This is a genomic window from Streptomyces sp. CG4 (assembly GCF_041080655.1).
Classification (GTDB): domain Bacteria; phylum Actinomycetota; class Actinomycetes; order Streptomycetales; family Streptomycetaceae; genus Streptomyces.
The window spans coordinates 1,319,785-1,338,297 of sequence record NZ_CP163525.1 but is presented as its reverse complement, the minus strand read 5'-3'; the positions used below and the strand labels follow the sequence as shown (position 1 = coordinate 1,338,297).

Sequence of the window (18,513 nt, the reverse complement as noted above, 5' to 3'; positions counted from 1 at the left end):
CTGTCGCTCGCTGCCGGACTGCTCACCGCTTCCCCCGCCCAGGCCGCCACCGGCGCCGATCCGTCCGCGCCGATGGCCGTCGCGCCGTACCTGTACAACGGCTGGGGCAGCCCGCCGGACCCCACCACCATCACCCGGGCCACGGGCGTGCGGTGGTTCACCCTCGCCTTCGTGCTCAGCAACGGCTCCTGCGACCCGCAGTGGGACGGCAGCCGCCCGCTGACCGGCGGCGTCGACCAGCAGACGGTCGACAGCGTGCGGGCCGACGGCGGCGACGTGATCCCGTCCTTCGGCGGCTACAGCGGCAACAAGCTGGAGAGTTCCTGCTCCAGCGCGGGCGAACTCGCCGGCGCCTACCAGAAGGTCATCGACGCCTACGGCCTGAAGGCGATCGACATCGACATCGAGGCCGACGCCTACGGCGACGCCACCGTGCAGCAGCGGACCGTGGACGCGCTGAAGACGGTGAAGGCGGGCAATCCCGGCCTGAAGGTGTACATCACCATCGGCACCGGGCAGTCCGGCCCCGACACCAGCCTGATCGACCGGGCCGCCTCCTCCGGGCTGACCGTGGACGCCTGGGCCATCATGCCGTTCGACTTCGGCGGCGCCGGACAGAACATGGGCAACCTCACCACGCAGGCCGCCGAGGGCCTGAAGAGCGCGCTGAAGTCCGCGTACGGCTACAACGACGACCAGGCCTACCGGGACATGGGCATCTCCTCGATGAACGGGATCACCGACAACGACGAGACGGTCACGGTGGAGGACTTCCGCACCATCCTCGGCTACGCGCAGACGCACCACCTGGCCCGGCTCACCTTCTGGTCCGCCAACCGCGACCGCCCGTGCACCGGCGGCCCCGCCGACAGCTGCTCCGGCGTCGCCCAGTCCGACTGGGACTACACCCGGGTCTTCGCCGGCTACACCGGCTGACCCCGGCCCGCAAAGGAGAACCCCGTGCCCCGCCTTTCCCGCCGCCGTAGATCCGCCCTGGTCGCCCTGGCCGGCGCAGCGGCCGCCTGTGTGCTCACCGCCGCGCCGACGCCCCTGCTCAGGGCCGCGCCCGCGCACGCCGCCACCGCCCTGCCCAGCGGCTACGCGACCGTCATCAACGCCGCGAGCGGCCGGTGCCTGGACGCCAAGGCCGCGGCCACCGCCAACGGCACCGCCGTCCAGCAGTACGCATGCAACGGCACCACGGCCCAAGAGTGGCGCTTCACCGACGCCGGCAACGGCTCCGTCCACATCGACAACCGCAACGACACCAGCCAGGTCGTGGACGTCACCGACGTCTCCACCGCCGACAACGCACCGATCCAGCTGTGGAGTTACGGCGGCGGCGCGGGCCAGCAGTGGCAGGCCGTGGACGACGGCGGCGGCGCCTTCCACTTCGTCAACAAGAACAGCGGCAAGTGCCTGGACGATCCGGGCGCCTCGCTCGCCGACAGCACCCGGTTCGCGCAGTACACCTGCAACGGCACCGCCGCCCAGCGCTTCCAGGTGGTCCCCGTGACCCAGTCCACGAGCGACCCCGACCTCGGCCCGAACGTCGTCGTCTTCGATCCGTCGATGTCGTCCTCGGCCATCCAGAGCAAGCTGGACGCGATCTTCAAGCAGCAGGAGACCAACCAGTTCGGCGCCCAGCGCTACGCCGTCCTGTTCAAGCCCGGCGCCTACAGCGCGGACGTCAACGTCGGCTTCTACACCCAGGTCCTCGGCCTCGGCCTGACCCCGGACGCGGTCTCGGTCAACGGCGCCGTGCACGCGGAGGCCGACTGGTTCCAGGGCAACGCCACCCAGAACTTCTGGCGCGGCGCCGAGAACCTCTCCGTCAACCCCACCGGCGGCAGCGACCGTTGGGCGGTGTCGCAGGCGGCGCCGTACCGCCGGATGCATCTGCGCGGCAACCTCGCCCTGGACGACGGCGGCTGGTCCTCCGGCGGCTACCTCGCCGACAGCAAGGTCGACGGGCAGGTCGCCTCCGGCACCCAGCAGCAGTGGCTGACCCGCAACTCCCAGCTCGGCGGCTGGACCGGGGCCAACTGGAACATGGTGTTCGTCGGCAGCCAGGGTGTGCCGGACACCAGCTTCCCCAACCCGCCGTACACCACCGTCGCGCAGAGCCCGGTCACCCGCGAGAAGCCGTTCCTGTACGTCGACGGCTCCGGGAACTACCAGGTGTTCGTGCCCTCGCCGCGTTCCGGCTCGACGGCCACCAGCTGGGCGGGCGGCAGCCCGCAGGGCAGCTCCCTGCCGCTGAGCCGGTTCTACGTCGTCAAGCCCGGCGCCACCGCCGCCCAGATCAACGCGGCCCTCGCGGCCGGGCAGAACCTGCTCGTCACGCCCGGCGTCTACCACCTCGACCAGACCCTGAAGGTGACCCGCCCCGACACGGTCGTCCTCGGCCTCGGGCTCGCCACCTTCGTCCCGGCGGGCGGCATCACCGCGATGTCCGTCGGCGACGTCGACGGCGTCAAGATCGCGGGCCTGCTCTTCGACGCCGGCACCACCAGCTCGAAGACCCTGGTCGAGGTCGGGCCGGCCGGCTCCACCGCCTCCCACGCGGCCGACCCGACCTCCCTGCACGACGTCTACTTCCGCATCGGCGGCGCGGGCGTCGGCAAGGCGGCCACCGGCCTCGTCGTCAACAGCAACGACGTCATCGGCGACCACATGTGGATCTGGCGCGCCGACCACGGCAGCGGAGTCGGCTGGACCAGCAACACCGCCGACACCGGGCTCCAGGTCAACGGCAACGACGTCACCATGTACGGCCTGTTCGTGGAACACTTCCAGAAGTACCAGGTGATCTGGAACGGCAACGGCGGCCGCACCTACTTCTTCCAGAACGAGATGCCCTACGACCCACCGAACCAGTCCGCCTGGACGAACGGCTCCACGAAGGGCTACGCCGCCTACAAGGTCGCCGACTCGGTCACCAGCCACCAGGCGTACGGCCTCGGCAGCTACTGCTACTTCAACGCCGACCCGAGCGTCGCCGCCGACCGGGCGATCGAGGCGCCGAACAGCCCGAACGTGAACTTCACCGACATGGTCACCGTCTCCCTCGGCGGCACCGGCACCATCAGTCACGTCATCAACGGCACCGGAGGCCCGTCGAACTCCTCGACCAACGTGGCGGACCTGGTCCGCTACCCGTGAGTGAGGGCCGGTCCGCGTCACCTGTATGGCCCCTCTCGATGTCACCCCCCGGCCGCCGCCGCTGCACAATCAGCCCATGGAGCCGCACACCGGCACGGCCCACAGGGACGGGGACCGGCTCACCGTGTGCACCCCTGGCCGGGGCGGCACGACCGCGCGCCGCGTCCTCGCCGGGCGGCTCGGGCTGCCCGCCGGGGGGTGACCGGAGTGGGGCCGACCTGGGAGTACGACGGCTACCGGCCCGAGGAGGAGCGCCTGCGGGAGTCGCTGTGCACCCTGGGCAACGGCTACTTCGCCACCCGCGGGGCGCTGCCCGAGTGCGCCGCGGACGACATCCACTACCCGGGCACCTACGCGGCCGGCTGCTACGACCGGCTCACCTCCGAGGTCGCCGGACACCGGGTCGAGAACGAGGACATGGTCAACCTGCCCAACTGGCTGCCGCTGCGCTTCCGCCCGGCGGGCGGCGCCTGGCTCACCCCGGACACCGCCCCCGTCACCGAGCACCACCAGGTCCTCCACCTCGACCCCGGGCTGCTGGAGCGCCGCACCGGCTACGGCCTGCCCGACGGCGGCACCCTCCATGTGCGCCAGCTGCGCCTCGTCCACATGGCCGACCCTCATCTCGCCGCGCTGCGCACGGAGTTCACCGTCGAAGGCGACGCGTTCGGCGTGGGCGACGAGGTCGAGCTGGAGGTGGAGGCCGCGCTCGACGGACGGGTCACCAACTCCGGGGTGGCCCGGTACCTGGACCTGGACGGCCGGCACCTCACCCAGGTACGGACCGGCACCGCCGCACCCGGCACGGTCTGGCTGCGCTGCCACACCCGTACCTCCCGCATCGAATGCGGCCTCGCCGCCCGGCTCACGGCCGACGCGCCGGTGACGGCGGTGTACGAGCCGGAGCGGGCCGTCCAGCACCTCAGGCTGCGTCCGGCGCCCGGCCGTACCGTCACCGTCGACAAGACCGTCGCCCTGTACACCTCGCACGACCCCGCCATCGGCGACCCGCTGGAGGCGGCCGTCGACCACGTCGGTGCCGCCCCCGACGTCGACGCGCTGCTGGAGGCGCACGCCACCGCGTGGGAGCAGCTGTGGCGGCGCACCGTGCTGGAGGTCCCCGGCGAGGCGGGCAGCATCCTGCGCCTGCACCTGTTCCATGTGCTGCAGACCCTCTCCCCGCACACGGCCGACCTCGACGTCGGCGTCCCCGCGCGAGGCCTGCACGGCGAGGCCTACCGCGGCCATGTCTTCTGGGACGAACTCTTCGTCCTGCCCTACCTCAACCTGCACCTGCCCGAGGTCTCCCGCGCCCTGCTCCACTACCGGCACCGTCGGCTGGACGCCGCCTGCCAGGCGGCCCGCGAGCTGGGCCGGCGCGGGGCGCTCTACCCGTGGCAGAGCGGCAGCGACGGCCGCGAGGAGACCCCGCAGCTCCATCTCAACCCCCACTCCGGCCGCTGGCTGCCGGACCACTCCCGGCTCCAGCACCACGTCGGCTCCGCGGTGGCCTACAACATCTGGCAGTACTGCGAGGCGACCGGCGACATCGACTTCCTGCACGGCGAGGGCGCCGAGATGCTGCTGCACATCGCCCGCTTCTGGGCGGACTCGGCCGACTACGACGCCCGGACCGGCCGGCACCGCATCCGCGGCGTGGTCGGCCCCGACGAGTACCACGACGCCTACCCCGGCGCGGACACACCGGGCCTGGACGACAACGCGTACACGAACGTAACCGCCGCCTGGGTGCTCACCCGCACCCTGGAACTGCTCGGTGCCCTGCCCGAGCCGCGCCGCCAGGAACTCATCGAGAGCGCCGGCCTGGAGGAGGACGAGCCCGCCCGCTGGGAGGAGGTCTCCCGCACCCTCCATGTGCCCTTCCACGACGGGGTGATCAGCCAGTTCGAGGGCTACGGCGACCTCGCCGAACTGGACTGGCACGGCTACCGCACGCGGTACGACGACATCCGGCGCCTGGACCGGATCCTGGAGGCGGAGGGCGACACCGTCAACCGGTACAAGGCCTCCAAACAGGCCGATGTCCTGATGCTCGGCTACCTCTTCTCGGCGTCCGAACTCCGTTCCCTCTTCCACCGGTTGGGCTACCGCCTCGACGAGCGGACCTGGAGCGCGACCGTCGATCACTATCTGCACCGCACCAGCCACGGCTCCACCCTCAGCGGCCTCGTCCACGGCTGGGTCCTGGCCCGCGCCCGCCGCGCCGACGCCTGGGCCTTCGTCCAGGAGGCGCTGCGCGGCGACATCGCCGACCTGCAGGGCGGCACCACCGGCGAGGGCATCCACCTCGGCGCCATGGCCGGCTCCCTCGACCTCGTCCAGCGCGGACTGACCGGTCTGGAGACCCGCGGCGGCGCCCTCTGCCTCGACCCCGTCCCGCTCCCGGAACTCTCCTCCTACGGCTTCTCCATCCGCTACCACGGCCACTGGGGCGTCCATCTACGCCTGCGCAGCAGCCTCCTGGAGATCGCCGTGCCCGCCTCCGACCGCGGCCTCATCGACGTCTGCCTGCGTGACCGGGTGGTCCCGGTGGGCCCGGGCGAGACGGCCCGCCTGGCGGTGTCCGACTGACGGGACACTCCTGGCGGAGCGCCCGGTACCGACCGGTATCTGCCACCGGTCCTCCTTGGTCCGCCCTCGTCAGCTGTCGTCGTCCGAGGAATGGCAGCGCTTCGGGAACGAGGTGTCGCCGTCGGGTGTGGCGAGGAAGAAGACGTCGATCCTGACCTTGCCGGACGGGCCGCCCTTCCAATAGCCGCGCTTGGGGGCGTGCTTGAAGCGGGAGAAGCCGTCGGTGATCATCGCGTTGACCTTGTCGGCGGCGTCCTGGCCCGGTCCCGGATCCGGTGCCGTACCGAAGGAGAGCACGAAGCCCGCAGTACGGTCCGCCACGCCGGCCCCGCGCAACTGCGCGCCGAACTGCTGCGGTACCGACCCGGCGCTGCCCGTTCCCACGGTGAAGCTGCACGGCTTGAGCACAAGGCCGCGCTCCGCCGCCCGGGTGCTCGGCGGTGCACTGGACGGCGCGCTCGGCGTCGGCTTCGCACCGGTGCGCTGCTCGCGCGGCAGCGAGCCGAGGGCGATCACGAGCAGCAGGAGGAGCAGGTCGGCGAAGAGCCAGCCGGCGAGCAGCACGGTGCGCCCGGCGACCGCCCGCTCCGACGGCCGGCGGCTCACGGCCGCCCCCGGTACGGCGGCGGGTCGGCGTTGTCCAGCCCGCCGGACGGCAGTTGACCGGCGCGGCTGTCGAGGCGGTCCACGAGCTGCCAGATGCCCCGGGTGGAGTCGACCAGGTTCTCCGCCCGCTCGGTGAAGACCAGCAGCGTCTCGCCGAGACCGCGGGCGAGGTCACGGACCGCGGCGACCGCGAGGTCGTGCGACGTCCCCCACGGCGACCTGCTGGAGCAGCGGCCAGGCCAGCCACCAGTCGCCCCACGCCTCGCGCATGGCGTCCCGGTACACGGCGAACGCATGGACCACGGCGTTCAGCTCCTCCCTGTCCCGCCCCGGCATCTGCGCGCAGGCTAGCAGCGACACGTCCGGGACACGCCCGAACTGCCCTGTTTCCCAAGGGGTTTGCCGCAGGAGGCGCAGCGTGCGGCCGGCTCCGCCCGTGCGGCCGGCTGCCCGTCCGCTCGTCGGGCCGGTCGCCCGTCCGCGTGTCGGGGGCGGGCTGGCGGGCCGGCGGATTCTCCATCCGTGGATGGAGGCAGCCGGGGTGCTCTCCATCGACCCGTGGGTGGTGGTGATCGACCGCCCTCGCGGCGCAGTCTTGAGGCATGGGCACTCTTCACTCGGCACTCGTTCTGATCACCGTCGCCTGCGTGGTGATCTTTGTCGCGGCCTGGATCACGGGCGCCGTCTACTTCGGCGTGAAGAGCCAGAGAGGTGTGCGCGGCTGGGCGCGCGGGCTGCGGCGCACGCTGCCGCTGCGGCTGATACTGAGCGCGGGCGTCGCCGTCTTCTACACCCTGATCGGACGCACCGGGGGCTTCTGGCGTCATCTGCAGTACTGGCAGCCCGAGCTGGCGGTCCCGGGCGTCCTGCTCGCCCTGGCCTCGACCGCGCTGCTGCTGTGGGCCCGCTGGGTGCTGGGCACGATGTGGGCCAGCATCCCGACGGTCCAGGAACACCATGAGCTGCGCACGGACGGGCCCTACCGGCTGGTCCGCCACCCCATCTACTCCGGCCTGCTGGGGTTGACCGTCGGTGCCATGCTGGCCTGCGGCTTCGGCGCCTGGACAGCGTGCCTCGTGGTCGCCGTGCCCTGGCTGCTGCGACGGGTCCGGATCGAGGACGATCTGATGGCGGGCCGGTTCGGCGCCGCCTACGCCGCCTACCGCGCCGAGGTCCCGGCGCTGATCCCCCGAATACGCCCCGCCGGGGGGAGGGCCACGAGCGGTCCCGGGGTCCCGTCGAGCTGATCCGCGACGCCGGGTTCCAAGTCCCCGCCCTCTGCACCCTCCTCGTCTCTTTGAAAACGGACCGCGGGATTCAACGATCTCCGGCTGGACTTCGAAATGGCTGAATCAATTCGCCGATTCGCCGATCATTCCGAAGTAGGTCAGTTCTCGCCACTGGCTTGATGGCCGCCCTTTCTTCTGTCGGGATGGCGGGAGTTCGCCCAGGGCTCACCCGAAATCCCGACTCTTGGTGTGGCATGTATTACGCCATGATGGAGTGTCTTCGAGGTATCCCCAGGGAAGATGAAGCTCCGTGGTCCGAATGTGCCCACGTAGTATGATGAACGGGCACATGAGGCTTAGATGTATTCAAGCGCGCCTTTTTCTGAAGATCACCCCATGACGGCGCGCGCCTGCACCGGCACTTCGCAGGCCCATGGCGCCGGATACAGTCCGTCGAACAGGATTGAATCAGAGTGGAATCAGGGGAACGCACACTCACCGAGCTGTTCGAAGATGTCGTCGCACGCTTCCCGGAGCGGGTCGCGGTGACGGCCGAAGACCGGGAACTCACCTATCAGGAACTCGATCACCGGGCGGCAGCGGTCGCCCGGCGGCTGCGGGAGGCAGGTGCCGGGACCGGATCCCTGGTCGCCCTGCTGGTCCCGCGCACCAGCAGACTCGCGGTCGGTCTGCTCGGCATCCTCAAGTCCGGAGCCGCATACGTCCCCATCGATCCCGGCTATCCGCAGGAGCGGATCACGTGGACCGTCAAGGACAGCGGCGTCACCCACCTCGTCACCACCGCCGAACTCGCCGATCCGCTCCGCGACTTGGGAGTCAATGTCGTCGTCCTCGACGAGTCGGCGGCCGACTCGGAGCCGTCCGCCGAGGCTGCCCCAGGCGATCTGGCCTATGTGATCTACACCTCCGGATCCACCGGCGTACCCAAGGGCGTCGAGGTGGAACACCGCAATGTGGTCCGGCTCTTCGACGTCACCCATGACTGGTACGGCTTCGACGAGCACGACGTCTGGTCGCTGTTCCACTCCGCGGCCTTCGACTTCTCCGTGTGGGAGTTCTGGGGCGCGCTGCTGTTCGGCGGGCGGCTCGTGGTCGTTCCGCAGGAGTCCGCCCGGTCGCCGGAAGCCTTCCACGAACTGCTGCGCCGGCAGCGGGTGACGGTGCTGAACCAGACACCGTCGGCGTTCGTCCGGCTGGCCGCCGTCGACGAGGCGGCCGAACAACCGTTGACCACCCTGCGCGTGGTGGTGTTCGGCGGCGAGCGGCTGGAACCCGCCGCGCTGCGTGGCTGGTTCGACCGGCACGGCGGCGAACAGCCGCGTCTGGTCAACATGTATGGCATCACCGAGGCGACCGTGCACGCCTCGTACCGACCGGTCACCGCGGACGACATCGCCGCATCAGGTGTCAGTCCGATCGGTGTGCCGCTGCCGGACCTCGGCTTCCATGTACTGGACGAGCAGGGCCGGCCGGTGGCCGACGGGTCCCCGGGCGAGCTGTATCTGTCCGGGGCGGGGCTGGCCCGTGGCTATCTCGGGCGCCCGGAACTGGACAAGGAACGGTTCGTCGAGGTCCCCGGCCCGGACGGCACGCCGCTGCGCTGCTACCGCACCGGCGACCGCGTGGTGGCGCTACCCGACGGCGGGCACGGCTATCTCGGCCGCACCGACGACCAGTTGAAGATCCGCGGCTACCGGGTCGAGCCCGGCGAGATCGAGGCCGTCCTCGTACAGCACGCGGAGGTGTCGGCGGCCGTGGCGGTCGCCCACGACTACGGAGCTGGGGACCTGCGCATCGTCGCCCATGTCGCCTCCGCCACCCCGGCGGCCGTCCTCGCGCCCCGGCTCGGCGAGCGGGCCGCGGCCGTCCTGCCGCCGCACATGCGCCCTTCCGCGTATGTCGTCCTGCCGGAGTTGCCGCTCACGCTCAACGGCAAGGTCGACAAGGCCCGGCTGCCCGAGCCGACCGCCGAGGCGGCGCTCGCACCGGTCGCCGTCGGGCAGGACACGGCCGGTGAACTCACCGGCACCGAGCGTCGGATCGCGCTCATCTGGCAGTCCGTCCTGGAACTGCCCGAAGTCGGCCGGGACACCGACTTCTTCGACCTCGGTGGTACCTCGCTCTCCCTGCTGCGCATGTTCGGCCAGGTCAACGAGGAATTCGGCACGGACCTGGACATCACGGTGCTGATCGACGGGGCGACGGTCGAGGCCCTGGCCCGCCAGGTCGACACCGTGCTGCCCGGCACGGCACCGACTGCCTGAGGTGTGCGCACCGGCCTGCCGTACCACTTCCACGATGAAGGGACGCACGAGCGCAATGCCCGATTTCACGCTGAGCCCCGAAGACCTCGCCGCCTTCCACCGCAACGGCTACGCGGGTCCGTTCACGCTGTATGAGCCGGACGAGATCAAGAAGACCTGGGGACGCACCCGGCTGCAGCTGCTGGATCGCAGCTCGGCGGTCTACAGCGACGACGCGGCGGTGTCCGCGGCGACGAACATCTCCAACTACGACCGGCACCTCGACCACGCATTCCTGGCCGAGCACATCACCCGGCCGGAGATCGTGCACCGGGTCGCCTCGGTGCTGGGCCCGGATGTGCTGTGCTGGCGCACGGAGTTCTTCCCGAAGCACCCGGGAGACGAAGGGACCGACTGGCACCAGGCCGACACGTTCGCCAACGCGTCGGGCACCCCGCAGATCCAGTGGCCGGGCGGCTCGGACTTCGGCGGCACCATCACGGTGTGGTGCGCCTTCACCGAGGCGAGCGCCGAGATGGGCTGTCTGCAGTTCATACCGGGCACGCACCGCACGATGTTCTACGACGAGACGAAGCGCATGCACTACGCGCCGGACCAGAACACGAGCGTGGACAAGGACGGCGTGCGCCGCGGCTTCTTCGGCTACGACTACCGCGAACTGCAGATCGACCCGGACTGGAAACCCGACGAGTCCCAGGCCGTCTCGATGGAGATGCGGGCGGGTCAGTTCATCATGTTCTGGTCCACCCTGATGCATGCCTCGCATCCGCACCAGGGCCGCACCAGGGACATGCGGATGGGATTCGCGGCACGCTATGTGCCCACGTCCGTGGAGATCTACCCCGGCACGGACGAGATCGAGGAGTACGGCGGCCGGGTCAGCCTGGACCGGTACGGCGCGGTACTGGTCAGTGGTGCCGACACATACGGCCACAACCGCATCGCCACCCGCACCACCCGGGACCATCCCTTCGTGATCCAGTCGCCGGCGGGGGCCTGATGGCCACGCCGTCCGCGGCGGGCAGCGTGCCCGGCGACGGCTCGCCGGGCACGCTCGCCCACGCCCTGCTGGACACCGCGTCGATCATCCGCGCCGTACCGGACCGCATACGGGTGGCGCCCGCCGAACCGCTCGCCACCCGGTCCCTGCCGGCGGCCCAGGAACTGCTCGACCGGGTCACCCGCGCCCTCGGCCTGCCCGAAGTCGAGGTGGCGGGCGAGCCGGACGGTCTCACCGCGGTCGAACTCGCGGTCAGCCGGCGGCTGGCGCTGCGCGCACCCGGCGCCGTCACCGACGGCGAACCGGAGCAGGCGGCACGGTCGGCGCTCGCCGCCTTTCCCGGGCCGGCCGTGCTGGTGCCCGCCCGGGACGGTACGCCGCTCCGGTGCTGGATCGCCGGTCCCGAGGACGCACCGGCCGTCGCCGTCGTCAGCGCCTGCGGCATGCCCGTCGGGCTGGTGGCGCGCTGGCTGGGCGCCCTGTCCATGGAGTACCGGGTCGTCACCTGGGAGAGCCGGGGCCTGTTCGCCGCCGCCGGCACGGGCCTCGGCGATCTGGCCGACCACACGCTCGACGCCCAGAGCGAGGACGTGCTGGCCGTTCTCGACGGGTTCGGTATCGCCGAGGCCCATGCGCTGGGCCTGTGCGGGGGAGCGGTCGTCGCGCTCGCGGCGGCCGCCCGCTCGGACCGGATCACCTCCCTGAGCCTGTGGCACGGGGATTACGAACTCGGCGGCGAGGCCCCCAAGACGGCCCACCAGCGGGATGTGGAGTCCCTGCTGGCCATGGTCTCCCGGGGTCCGGTACAGGCGACGGCCATGCACCGGCTGATGAGCCGGCCCAGCACACTGGACACCCTGCGCCCGGACATCGCCCACTACCTCATCCACCCCTACGCCACCCCCGAACTGCTGTACCGCTACGGGCTGTTGAACGGAGCGATCATGTCGGCCGACTGCCGTGGGCTGCTGGACGCCCCACAGCCGGCCCTGGTCGTCACCAGCGACCGGGACACCACGGCCCACCCCGCAGGCTCGAAGTTCGTCGCCGCGCGCCTGCCCCGGGCCGCACTGCGCACGATGCCCGACGGCGACCATCTCACCGCCTTCGACGGAGGTTCCGAACTGGTCGCACTCGCCCGGGAGTTCCTGCACACCGTGACCGTCCCCGACCGGAAGGGCACATGAACGAGATCGCCGACAGCGCCCGGCACCAGCGCCTGGCCGAGGTGCTCAGGGAACACCCCGCGGTGGCCGACGCGACGGTCACCGGCGACGGTGGCGGGCACGCCCGGATCGTGCCCGACCCCGTCGCCGACGTGCTGCACCGCTCCGCCGCCCTCGATGCGGCCGGCCGACTCGGTACCGCCCTCGGCTGGCACGAGCCCGCGGGAGAACTGCGCGTGGCCGGACTCAACCGCAGCGAAACGGAGTTCCTCCACCGTGAGATCTTCACCGACAACGCCTACTTCCGGCACGGCATCACCCTGCCCGCCGGCGCCGTCGTGGTGGACGTCGGGGCGAACATCGGCATGTTCACGCTCTGCGTGGCCCGGCGCAGTCCGGGCGCCCGGATCATCGCCGTCGAGCCCGTCGCCGAACTGGCCGACGCGGTCGCCGTCAACGCCGAGCTGCACCAGGTGGACGCCACCGTACTGTGCACCGCTCTGGGCCGCGCCGAGGGCAGGGCGGAGTTCACCTTCTACCCCCACAACAGCGTCATGTCGGGCCGGTTCGCCGACACCGCCGAGGACCTGGCGGTCCTCAAGGGCTACCTGCTGACCGGGGAGCACGCCCAGCAGGGCGAGCACCTGGACCGCCTCGCGGCCGACCGGATGACCGCGCGGACCCGCCAGGTGCCCGTGACCACGCTCACCGCCGTCGTCCACGAGCACGGCCTCGCCCGCATCGACCTGCTGAAGATTGACGTGGAGAAGGCCGAGGCCGAGGTCCTGGACGGCATCGACGAGGAGCTGTGGCCGCGCATCGACCGGATCGTGCTGGAGGTCCACGACATCGACGGACGCCTCGCCGCCGTCCTCGCCGAACTGGCGGGCCGCGGCTTCGACGTCGCCCACGAACAGGACGCGCGGCTGGCCCTGACGCCCTGTCACACCATCTACGCCCGACGCCCCGGGACCGAAACCACGCCCACGAGCCTCACCGCACCCGTCGGCGGCCTGACCCTGCGCCGGCTGGAGGAGGAACTGCGCGACCTCGTCGCCCGGCGCCTGCCCGAGCTGCCGGTGCCCGGCCGCTACACCCTCACCACCGACCTCGCCACCCACCCCGACGGCCACGGGCCCGCCCCGGAGCGGAGTGCCCCGGCCTCACCGCGGGTCGCCGTGCTCGCCCGCATCTGGGCGGAGCTGTTCGGCCCGGAGGCGGTACGGCCGGACGCGGACTTCTTCGACCTCGGCGGCGACTCCCTGACCGCCGTACGCCTGATGGCGACCCTGGAGAGCGAACTCGGTGAGGACGCCCTCACCCCCGATCTGATCTTCACCGACAGCACCTTCGGCGCGCTGGCCGCCGCCGTCGCGGCCAGTGGGGACCCCGAAAGGACAGCGCGTACATGAGTTCCCTGCACCACCTGCTGCGCCGGGCGGCGCCGCCGTCCGCCGTCGCGGCGGGACTGATCGCCGTCGTGGTGGGCATCACCAGCTCGGCGGCGATCGTCTTCACGGCGGCCCGGGCCGCGGGCGCCGACCAGGCCCAGCTCACCTCCTGGATGCTGGCGCTGGGCATCGGCATGGGCGTGACCTGCATCGGCCTGTCGCTGCGCTACCGGGCGCCGGTGGTGACCGCGTGGTCGACGCCGGGCGCGGCGCTGATGGCGACCAGCCTGCACGGAGCGACCATGGCACAGGCCGTCGGCGCCTTTCTGCTCTCCGCGGCCCTCATCACCGTGTGCGGGGTGACGGGCTGGTTCGAGCGCGGCATGGACCGCATCCCCGTGCCCCTGGCGGCCGGGCTGCTTGCCGGAGTCCTCCTGGAGTTCGGCACCCGGCTGTTCAGCAGCATGCACGGCAGCTTCGCGGTGGTCTTCCCGATGTTCGCGGCCTACCTGCTGTCCCGCCGCTGGCTGCCCCGCTACGCCGTGATCGCGGCGCTGGTCACCGGAGTCGTCGCCGCGGCGGCGGAGGGCTCGCTGCATCTGGGCGGAGTGGAGTTCCATGTCGCCTCGCCCGTCTTCACCGCCCCGGAGTTCTCCTGGCGGGTGCTGATCAGCGTGGGCCTGCCCCTGTTCGTGGTCACCATGGCCTCGCAGAACCTGCCCGGCGTGGCGGTGCTCCGCAACGACGGCTACCACGTCCCGGTGTCACCGCTGATCAGCTGGACCGGCGGCGTGAACCTGCTGCTCGCGCCGCTCGGCCTCTTCGGCCTCAACCTCGCCGCCATCACCGCCGCCATCTGCACCGGCCCCGAGGCCCACGAGAATCCCCGCCGGCGCTATACGGCAGCGGTCTGGGCCGGCATCTTCTACCTCTGCGTCGGCATCTTCGGCGGAGCCGTCGGCTCCCTGCTCACCGCCCTGCCCCCGGCCCTGGTCGCCGGCATCGCCGGGCTGGGCCTCCTGGGCACCATCGGCGGCTCGCTCAGCACCGCGCTGTCCGACGAGCGATGGCGCGAGGCGGCCGTGGTCACCTTCCTCACCACCGCGTCCGGCGTGACCCTGCTCGGCATCGGCTCCGCCTTCTGGGGCCTGCTCGCCGGCCTGTGCACGGCCTTCGTGACCCACACCCGCCAACGCCCCGCCCCACCGACCCCACCCACCCCGGCCCGCACCGAGCCCCGAAAGCCCCCCGACAGGAGCCGGATATGACAGTGACGGCCCGGTCCCGCGCCGAGCCTCAGCCGCCGTGCGAGCGGAGCCGGAGCGACCGGGACGGCCAGGACCCGCGCCGAGCCCCAGCCACGGCCCGACAGGAGCAGGAACGGACGGGACGGCCAGGTCCCGCATCGGGCCCCAGCCGTCGCCCGACAGGAGCCGGATATGACAGTGACGGCCCGGTCCCGCGCCGAGCCTCAGCCGCCGTGCGGGCGGAGCCGGAACGGACGGGACGGCCAGGAGCCGCACCGGGCCCCAGCCGCCGCCCGACAGGAGCCGGACCTGGAAAGGACGGTCAAGATCCGTACAGAGCCGCAGCGGACTGACAGGAGCCGGATATGACAGTGACGGCCCGGTCCCGCGCCGAGCCTCAGCCGCCGTGCGGGCGGAGCCGGAACGGACGGGACGGCCAGGAGCCGCACCGGGCCCCAGCCGCCGCCCGACAGGAGCCGGACCTGGAAAGGACGGTCAAGATCCGTACAGAGCCGCGGCGGACTGACAGGAGCCGGACATGAACGGTACGGCTGGGGCCCGCACCGCGGCGTCCGGGCGCTGGTTCCACCGTCCGCTGCCCCGGCCGCAGGCCCGTCTGAGACTGGTCTGCGCCCCCTACGCCGGAGCCGGAGCGGGCGTATTCCGGTCATGGGCCGAGCGGCTCCCCGCCGACAGCGAACTGGTCGCCGTACGGCTGCCGGGGCGCGAGAACCGGCTGCGGGAGAGGGTCCCGCCCAACTGGCCGTCGCTGGCCCGGGACTTCGCCGCCGCGCTGGAAGAGCACATCCCCTCCCCGTACCTGCTGTTCGGGCACAGCATGGGCGCGATGCTGGTCTACGAGACCGTCGTACGGCCCCTCGCCCGGCCGCCCGAGCGGGTCCTGCTGTCCGGCTGCCGGGCACCGCACGTGCCGCGCGCCCTGCCCGCCATCCACGACCTGCCCACGGAGGGGTTCCGCGCGGAACTCGGCAGGCTCGCCGGCACACCCGCCGACGTCCTCGCCGATCCCCGTCTGATGGCCATGCTCGACCCGATGCTCCGCGCGGACATCCGGCTCGCCGAGACCTGGGCCCGCCCGGCACCTGATCCGCTGCCCGTGCCCGTCACCGCGTTCTGGGGCGAGGACGACGACGTCGCCCCGCCGGACGCGGTGGCCGCCTGGCGGACCCTCGCGCCGCACGGCTTCCGCGCCCACCGCATCGCCGGCGGCCACTTCTTCCTGCACGACCACGCCCGGGACCTGCTCGGGCTGCTCGACGACGAGATCACGCTGAGCCTGGCGGAGCGACGAAGGAGCGACGGATCGTGAAGTCACCCTATTTCGACGACGGCCACGCCGCCTTTCGCGAGGAGGTGCGTGCGTTCCTGGCCGCCGAGGTGATGCCGTACGCCGCCCGCTGGGAGGAACAGGACACCGTTCCCGCCCCGGTGTGGAAACTCCTCGGCGAGCACGGCTACTTGGGCCTGCTGTATCCACGTGCCGTCGGCGGCGGCGCAGGCGATCTGTTCACCTCCGTCGTCTTCCTGGAGGAACTCGGCCGCACCGGGTTCGGCGGGCTGCGGGCGGCCGTCTCCGTCCATGCCTACATGGCCACGCACTACCTCTCCTGGGTCGGCGGGCCCGGCCTGTGCCGGGAGTACCTCGCGCCGGCCGTGCGGGGCGAGCGGGTGGCCGCCCTCGCGATCACCGAACCCGGTGCCGGAGCCGACCTGTCGGGGCTCGCCACCACGGCCGTCCGGGACGGCGACCACTTCGTTGTCGAGGGCACCAAGTCGATGGTCAGCAACGCCATGACCGCCGATTTCCTCGTCACGGCGGTACGCACCGCCCCCGGCGGGGCCGGGCCCCGCGGCGCCACCGGGCTGTCTCTGCTGGTGATCGACACCGCCCTGCCCGGCGTCGCCCGCACCGCGCAGCGCACCCTCGGCTGGCGCTCCGCCGGCACGGCCACCGTCACCTTCGACGCGGTGCGGATCCCCGCCGACCGGCTCATCGGCCGCCTCGGCAACGGCTTCTACTACCTCATGCGCGGACTGCAACTGGAGCGGCTGGTCGCCGCCACCCTGGCCCTCGGCGGCATGGACCGCACCCTGGAAGAGCTGCGCGCCTTCCTGCGCGCACGCGAAGTCGCCGGCGAGGAACTCGCGCACAAGCAGGCGCTGGTGCACCGCGTCGCCGACCTGGCGACCGAACTGGCGGCCGCACGGCAGCTCGTCCACCACACCGCGTGGCTGTACGAGCAGGGCGAACTGCCCGCCGTGGAGTGCTCGATGGCCAAACTGCACACCACCGAACTGGCCTGCAGGCTCGCCGACACCGCGCTGCAGCTGCAGGGTTCGCACGGCTACCTGGAGACCTCCCACGCGGCCCGTGCCCAGCGGGACGCCCGCGCCGCCACCATCGCCGCGGGCCCCAGCGAGGTGATGCGCGACCTCATCGGGCGGGCGGTGCTCAACCGCCCCGCCGACCGGAGCACGACGGCGAGGAGCGACTGATGGGCAATCAGACGGCGTACTTCTTCCTGGCGTTAGCCCTCGTGCTGGGGGTGGCCCGGCTGTGCGCCGCGGGCTCCCGACGGCTGGGGCAGCCGGCCGTGGTCGGCGAGATCGTCGCCGGCGTGCTGCTCGGCTCGACCCTGCTGTCCCACACCTGGAGCTGGCGGGACGCCGTCCCCTACGACGAGGTCCAGCCGCTCCTCGGGGCGCTGGCCAACGTCGGCCTGGCCCTGTTCATGTTCGTCATCGGCTACGAGATGGACCCCGCCTTCCTGCGCGGAAGCGGCCGCAGCGCCCTGTGCGTGGCGACCGGGTCGGTGCTGCTGCCCCTGGCCGGCGGCTGCCTCGCGGCGCTGCCGTTCGCGGCGGACCACGCGCCCTCGGGTGCGCCGGGATTCGTGCTCTTCACCGGCGTCGCCCTGTCCGTCACCGCCTTCCCGGTCCTCGCCCGGATCCTCGCCGACCAACGGCTCAACCACACCTGCGCCGGCCGGATCGCCATGGCTGCCGCGGGCGTGAACGACCTGGTCGCCTGGGCGTGTCTCGCCGTCGTCGCCGCGCTGTTCACCAGCACCCAGTCCTGGCACATGGCGTTCGTGCCCCTCTACCTGGCCCTGCTGATCGGGGTGGTGCGTCCGCTGGCTGCCCGGCTGCTGCGCGGGCGCGGGGCGGGGGCGCCGGACCCGGCGGCGGCCGTGGTCGTGATGGCCGCCGGGCTCATGGCCTCCTGCGCCGCCACGGAATGGCTCGGCATCCACTTCGTCTTCGGGGCGTTCGCCTTCGGCGCGGTCATGCCCCGGGAGGACGCCGGGGAGCGGCTGCGGGTCTCCGTGATGGACGGGCTGGAGAAGTCGGCCACCCAGATCCTGCTCCCCGTCTACTTCGTGGTGGCGGGCACCCGAGTCGATCTGACCACGTTCCGCGCGGCACACCTCGGCGGGCTGGCGGTGATGCTGGCGGTCGCGGTTGTGACGAAGATGGCCGGTGCCGGGTTCGGGGCCGCCGCGGCAGGCCTGCCCCGGCGGGAGGCGAAGACCGTCGCGGTGCTGATGAACACCCGGGGCCTTACCGAGATCGTCATCCTCACCGTCGGACTCCAACTGCACTTCATCGACCAGGCGTTCTACTCGATCCTGGTGGTGATGGCGGTGCTGACCACGGTCATGACCGGGCCGCTGCTCCACAGCGGCGGCCTGGTCACGGTGGGGGACGGCGGGCCCGCGGAGCGTGGGACGGGCCGTGGTCCCGGGCCTGCGGCAGGCGGCCGGGAGGCGTCCCGCCCCGCGCATCAGGAGAAGAGGTCCTGACCGCCCCG

General features: G+C 72.0%; 14 protein-coding genes and 1 pseudogene. 13 read left to right on the top strand and 2 right to left on the bottom strand.

The annotated features are described in order from the left end of the window. Positions 1–63: 63 nt before the first annotated feature. The 4 genes and pseudogenes from AB5L52_RS06135 to AB5L52_RS06120 all read left to right on the top strand — a co-directional run. Positions 64–936: pseudogene (locus tag AB5L52_RS06135) on the top strand (chitinase); the annotation flags it as partial. A gap of 24 nt (positions 937–960) precedes the next feature. Beyond that, complete coding sequence (locus AB5L52_RS06130) at positions 961–3,165, top strand: RICIN domain-containing protein (RefSeq protein ID WP_369362891.1); 2,205 nt, start codon at positions 961–963, stop codon at positions 3,163–3,165. 76 nt (positions 3,166–3,241) lie between these two features. After that, a complete protein-coding gene (locus AB5L52_RS06125) occupies positions 3,242–3,367 on the top strand; it encodes a hypothetical protein (RefSeq protein ID WP_351568163.1) in 126 nt (41 codons plus the stop codon). A gap of 5 nt (positions 3,368–3,372) precedes the next feature. Continuing rightward, positions 3,373–5,757, top strand: a complete 2,385-nt coding sequence (locus AB5L52_RS06120; RefSeq protein WP_369362890.1) for a glycoside hydrolase family 65 protein — start codon at positions 3,373–3,375, stop codon at positions 5,755–5,757. Between the two features lie 69 nt (positions 5,758–5,826). Here AB5L52_RS06120 and AB5L52_RS06115 read toward each other — a convergent pair whose 3' ends face one another. Together AB5L52_RS06115 and AB5L52_RS06110 are read right to left on the bottom strand one after the other, a co-directional pair. Beyond that, positions 5,827–6,363 (bottom strand): hypothetical protein, encoded by a 537-nt coding sequence (locus AB5L52_RS06115; protein WP_369362889.1) that lies wholly within the window; start codon positions 6,361–6,363, stop codon positions 5,827–5,829. Continuing rightward, on the bottom strand, positions 6,360–6,659 hold the full coding sequence (locus AB5L52_RS06110; RefSeq protein WP_351022859.1) for a hypothetical protein: 300 nt from the start codon (positions 6,657–6,659) through the stop codon (positions 6,360–6,362). The genes AB5L52_RS06115 and AB5L52_RS06110 overlap by 4 nt, the downstream gene beginning before the upstream one ends. Before the next feature lie 306 nt (positions 6,660–6,965). On the opposite strand from AB5L52_RS06110, the gene AB5L52_RS06105 reads away from it, so the two are divergent. From AB5L52_RS06105 to AB5L52_RS06065, 9 genes are all read left to right on the top strand, one after another. Continuing rightward, a complete protein-coding gene (locus tag AB5L52_RS06105) occupies positions 6,966–7,610 on the top strand; it encodes an isoprenylcysteine carboxylmethyltransferase family protein (RefSeq protein WP_369362888.1) in 645 nt (214 codons plus the stop codon). 455 nt (positions 7,611–8,065) lie between these two features. Then, the gene (locus AB5L52_RS06100; protein ID WP_369362887.1) at positions 8,066–9,877 is read left to right on the top strand and encodes an amino acid adenylation domain-containing protein; all 1,812 of its coding nucleotides are present in this window, start codon (positions 8,066–8,068) and stop codon (positions 9,875–9,877) included. Positions 9,878–9,932: 55 nt separating this feature from the next. Beyond that, entirely contained in the window at positions 9,933–10,877 is a 945-nt protein-coding gene (locus AB5L52_RS06095; protein WP_351568172.1) for a chlorinating enzyme, read from the top strand. After that, positions 10,877–12,064: an alpha/beta hydrolase gene (locus AB5L52_RS06090; RefSeq protein ID WP_351022848.1), complete on the top strand. Its 1,188-nt coding sequence runs from the start codon at positions 10,877–10,879 to the stop codon at positions 12,062–12,064. The genes AB5L52_RS06095 and AB5L52_RS06090 overlap by 1 nt, the downstream gene beginning before the upstream one ends. After that, positions 12,061–13,455, top strand: a complete 1,395-nt coding sequence (locus tag AB5L52_RS06085) for an FkbM family methyltransferase (protein WP_369362886.1) — start codon at positions 12,061–12,063, stop codon at positions 13,453–13,455. The genes AB5L52_RS06090 and AB5L52_RS06085 overlap by 4 nt, the downstream gene beginning before the upstream one ends. Then, entirely contained in the window at positions 13,452–14,702 is a 1,251-nt protein-coding gene (locus AB5L52_RS06080) for a benzoate/H(+) symporter BenE family transporter (RefSeq protein ID WP_351568178.1), read from the top strand. The genes AB5L52_RS06085 and AB5L52_RS06080 overlap by 4 nt, the downstream gene beginning before the upstream one ends. A 517-nt stretch (positions 14,703–15,219) precedes the next feature. Further along, positions 15,220–16,011 (top strand): thioesterase II family protein, encoded by a 792-nt coding sequence (locus AB5L52_RS06075; RefSeq protein WP_369362885.1) that lies wholly within the window; start codon positions 15,220–15,222, stop codon positions 16,009–16,011. After that, positions 16,008–17,198: an acyl-CoA dehydrogenase family protein gene (locus tag AB5L52_RS06070; protein WP_369362884.1), complete on the top strand. Its 1,191-nt coding sequence runs from the start codon at positions 16,008–16,010 to the stop codon at positions 17,196–17,198. The genes AB5L52_RS06075 and AB5L52_RS06070 overlap by 4 nt, the downstream gene beginning before the upstream one ends. Beyond that, positions 17,198–18,505, top strand: coding sequence for a cation:proton antiporter (locus AB5L52_RS06065; protein ID WP_369362883.1), 1,308 nt, complete (start codon positions 17,198–17,200; stop codon positions 18,503–18,505). The genes AB5L52_RS06070 and AB5L52_RS06065 overlap by 1 nt, the downstream gene beginning before the upstream one ends. The last annotated feature ends 8 nt before the right edge of the window (positions 18,506–18,513 follow it).

Coding starts and splice junctions, on each gene's coding strand:
- AB5L52_RS06125 (WP_351568163.1), top strand. CDS start 3,242: ATGGAGCCGCACACCGGCACGGCCCACAGGGACGGGGACCGGCTCACC.
- AB5L52_RS06110 (WP_351022859.1), bottom strand. CDS start 6,659: ATGCGTTCGCCGTGTACCGGGACGCCATGCGCGAGGCGTGGGGCGACT.
- AB5L52_RS06105 (WP_369362888.1), top strand. CDS start 6,966: ATGGGCACTCTTCACTCGGCACTCGTTCTGATCACCGTCGCCTGCGTG.
- AB5L52_RS06095 (WP_351568172.1), top strand. CDS start 9,933: ATGCCCGATTTCACGCTGAGCCCCGAAGACCTCGCCGCCTTCCACCGC.
- AB5L52_RS06090 (WP_351022848.1), top strand. CDS start 10,877: ATGGCCACGCCGTCCGCGGCGGGCAGCGTGCCCGGCGACGGCTCGCCG.
- AB5L52_RS06085 (WP_369362886.1), top strand. CDS start 12,061: ATGAACGAGATCGCCGACAGCGCCCGGCACCAGCGCCTGGCCGAGGTG.
- AB5L52_RS06080 (WP_351568178.1), top strand. CDS start 13,452: ATGAGTTCCCTGCACCACCTGCTGCGCCGGGCGGCGCCGCCGTCCGCC.
- AB5L52_RS06075 (WP_369362885.1), top strand. CDS start 15,220: ATGAACGGTACGGCTGGGGCCCGCACCGCGGCGTCCGGGCGCTGGTTC.
- AB5L52_RS06065 (WP_369362883.1), top strand. CDS start 17,198: ATGGGCAATCAGACGGCGTACTTCTTCCTGGCGTTAGCCCTCGTGCTG.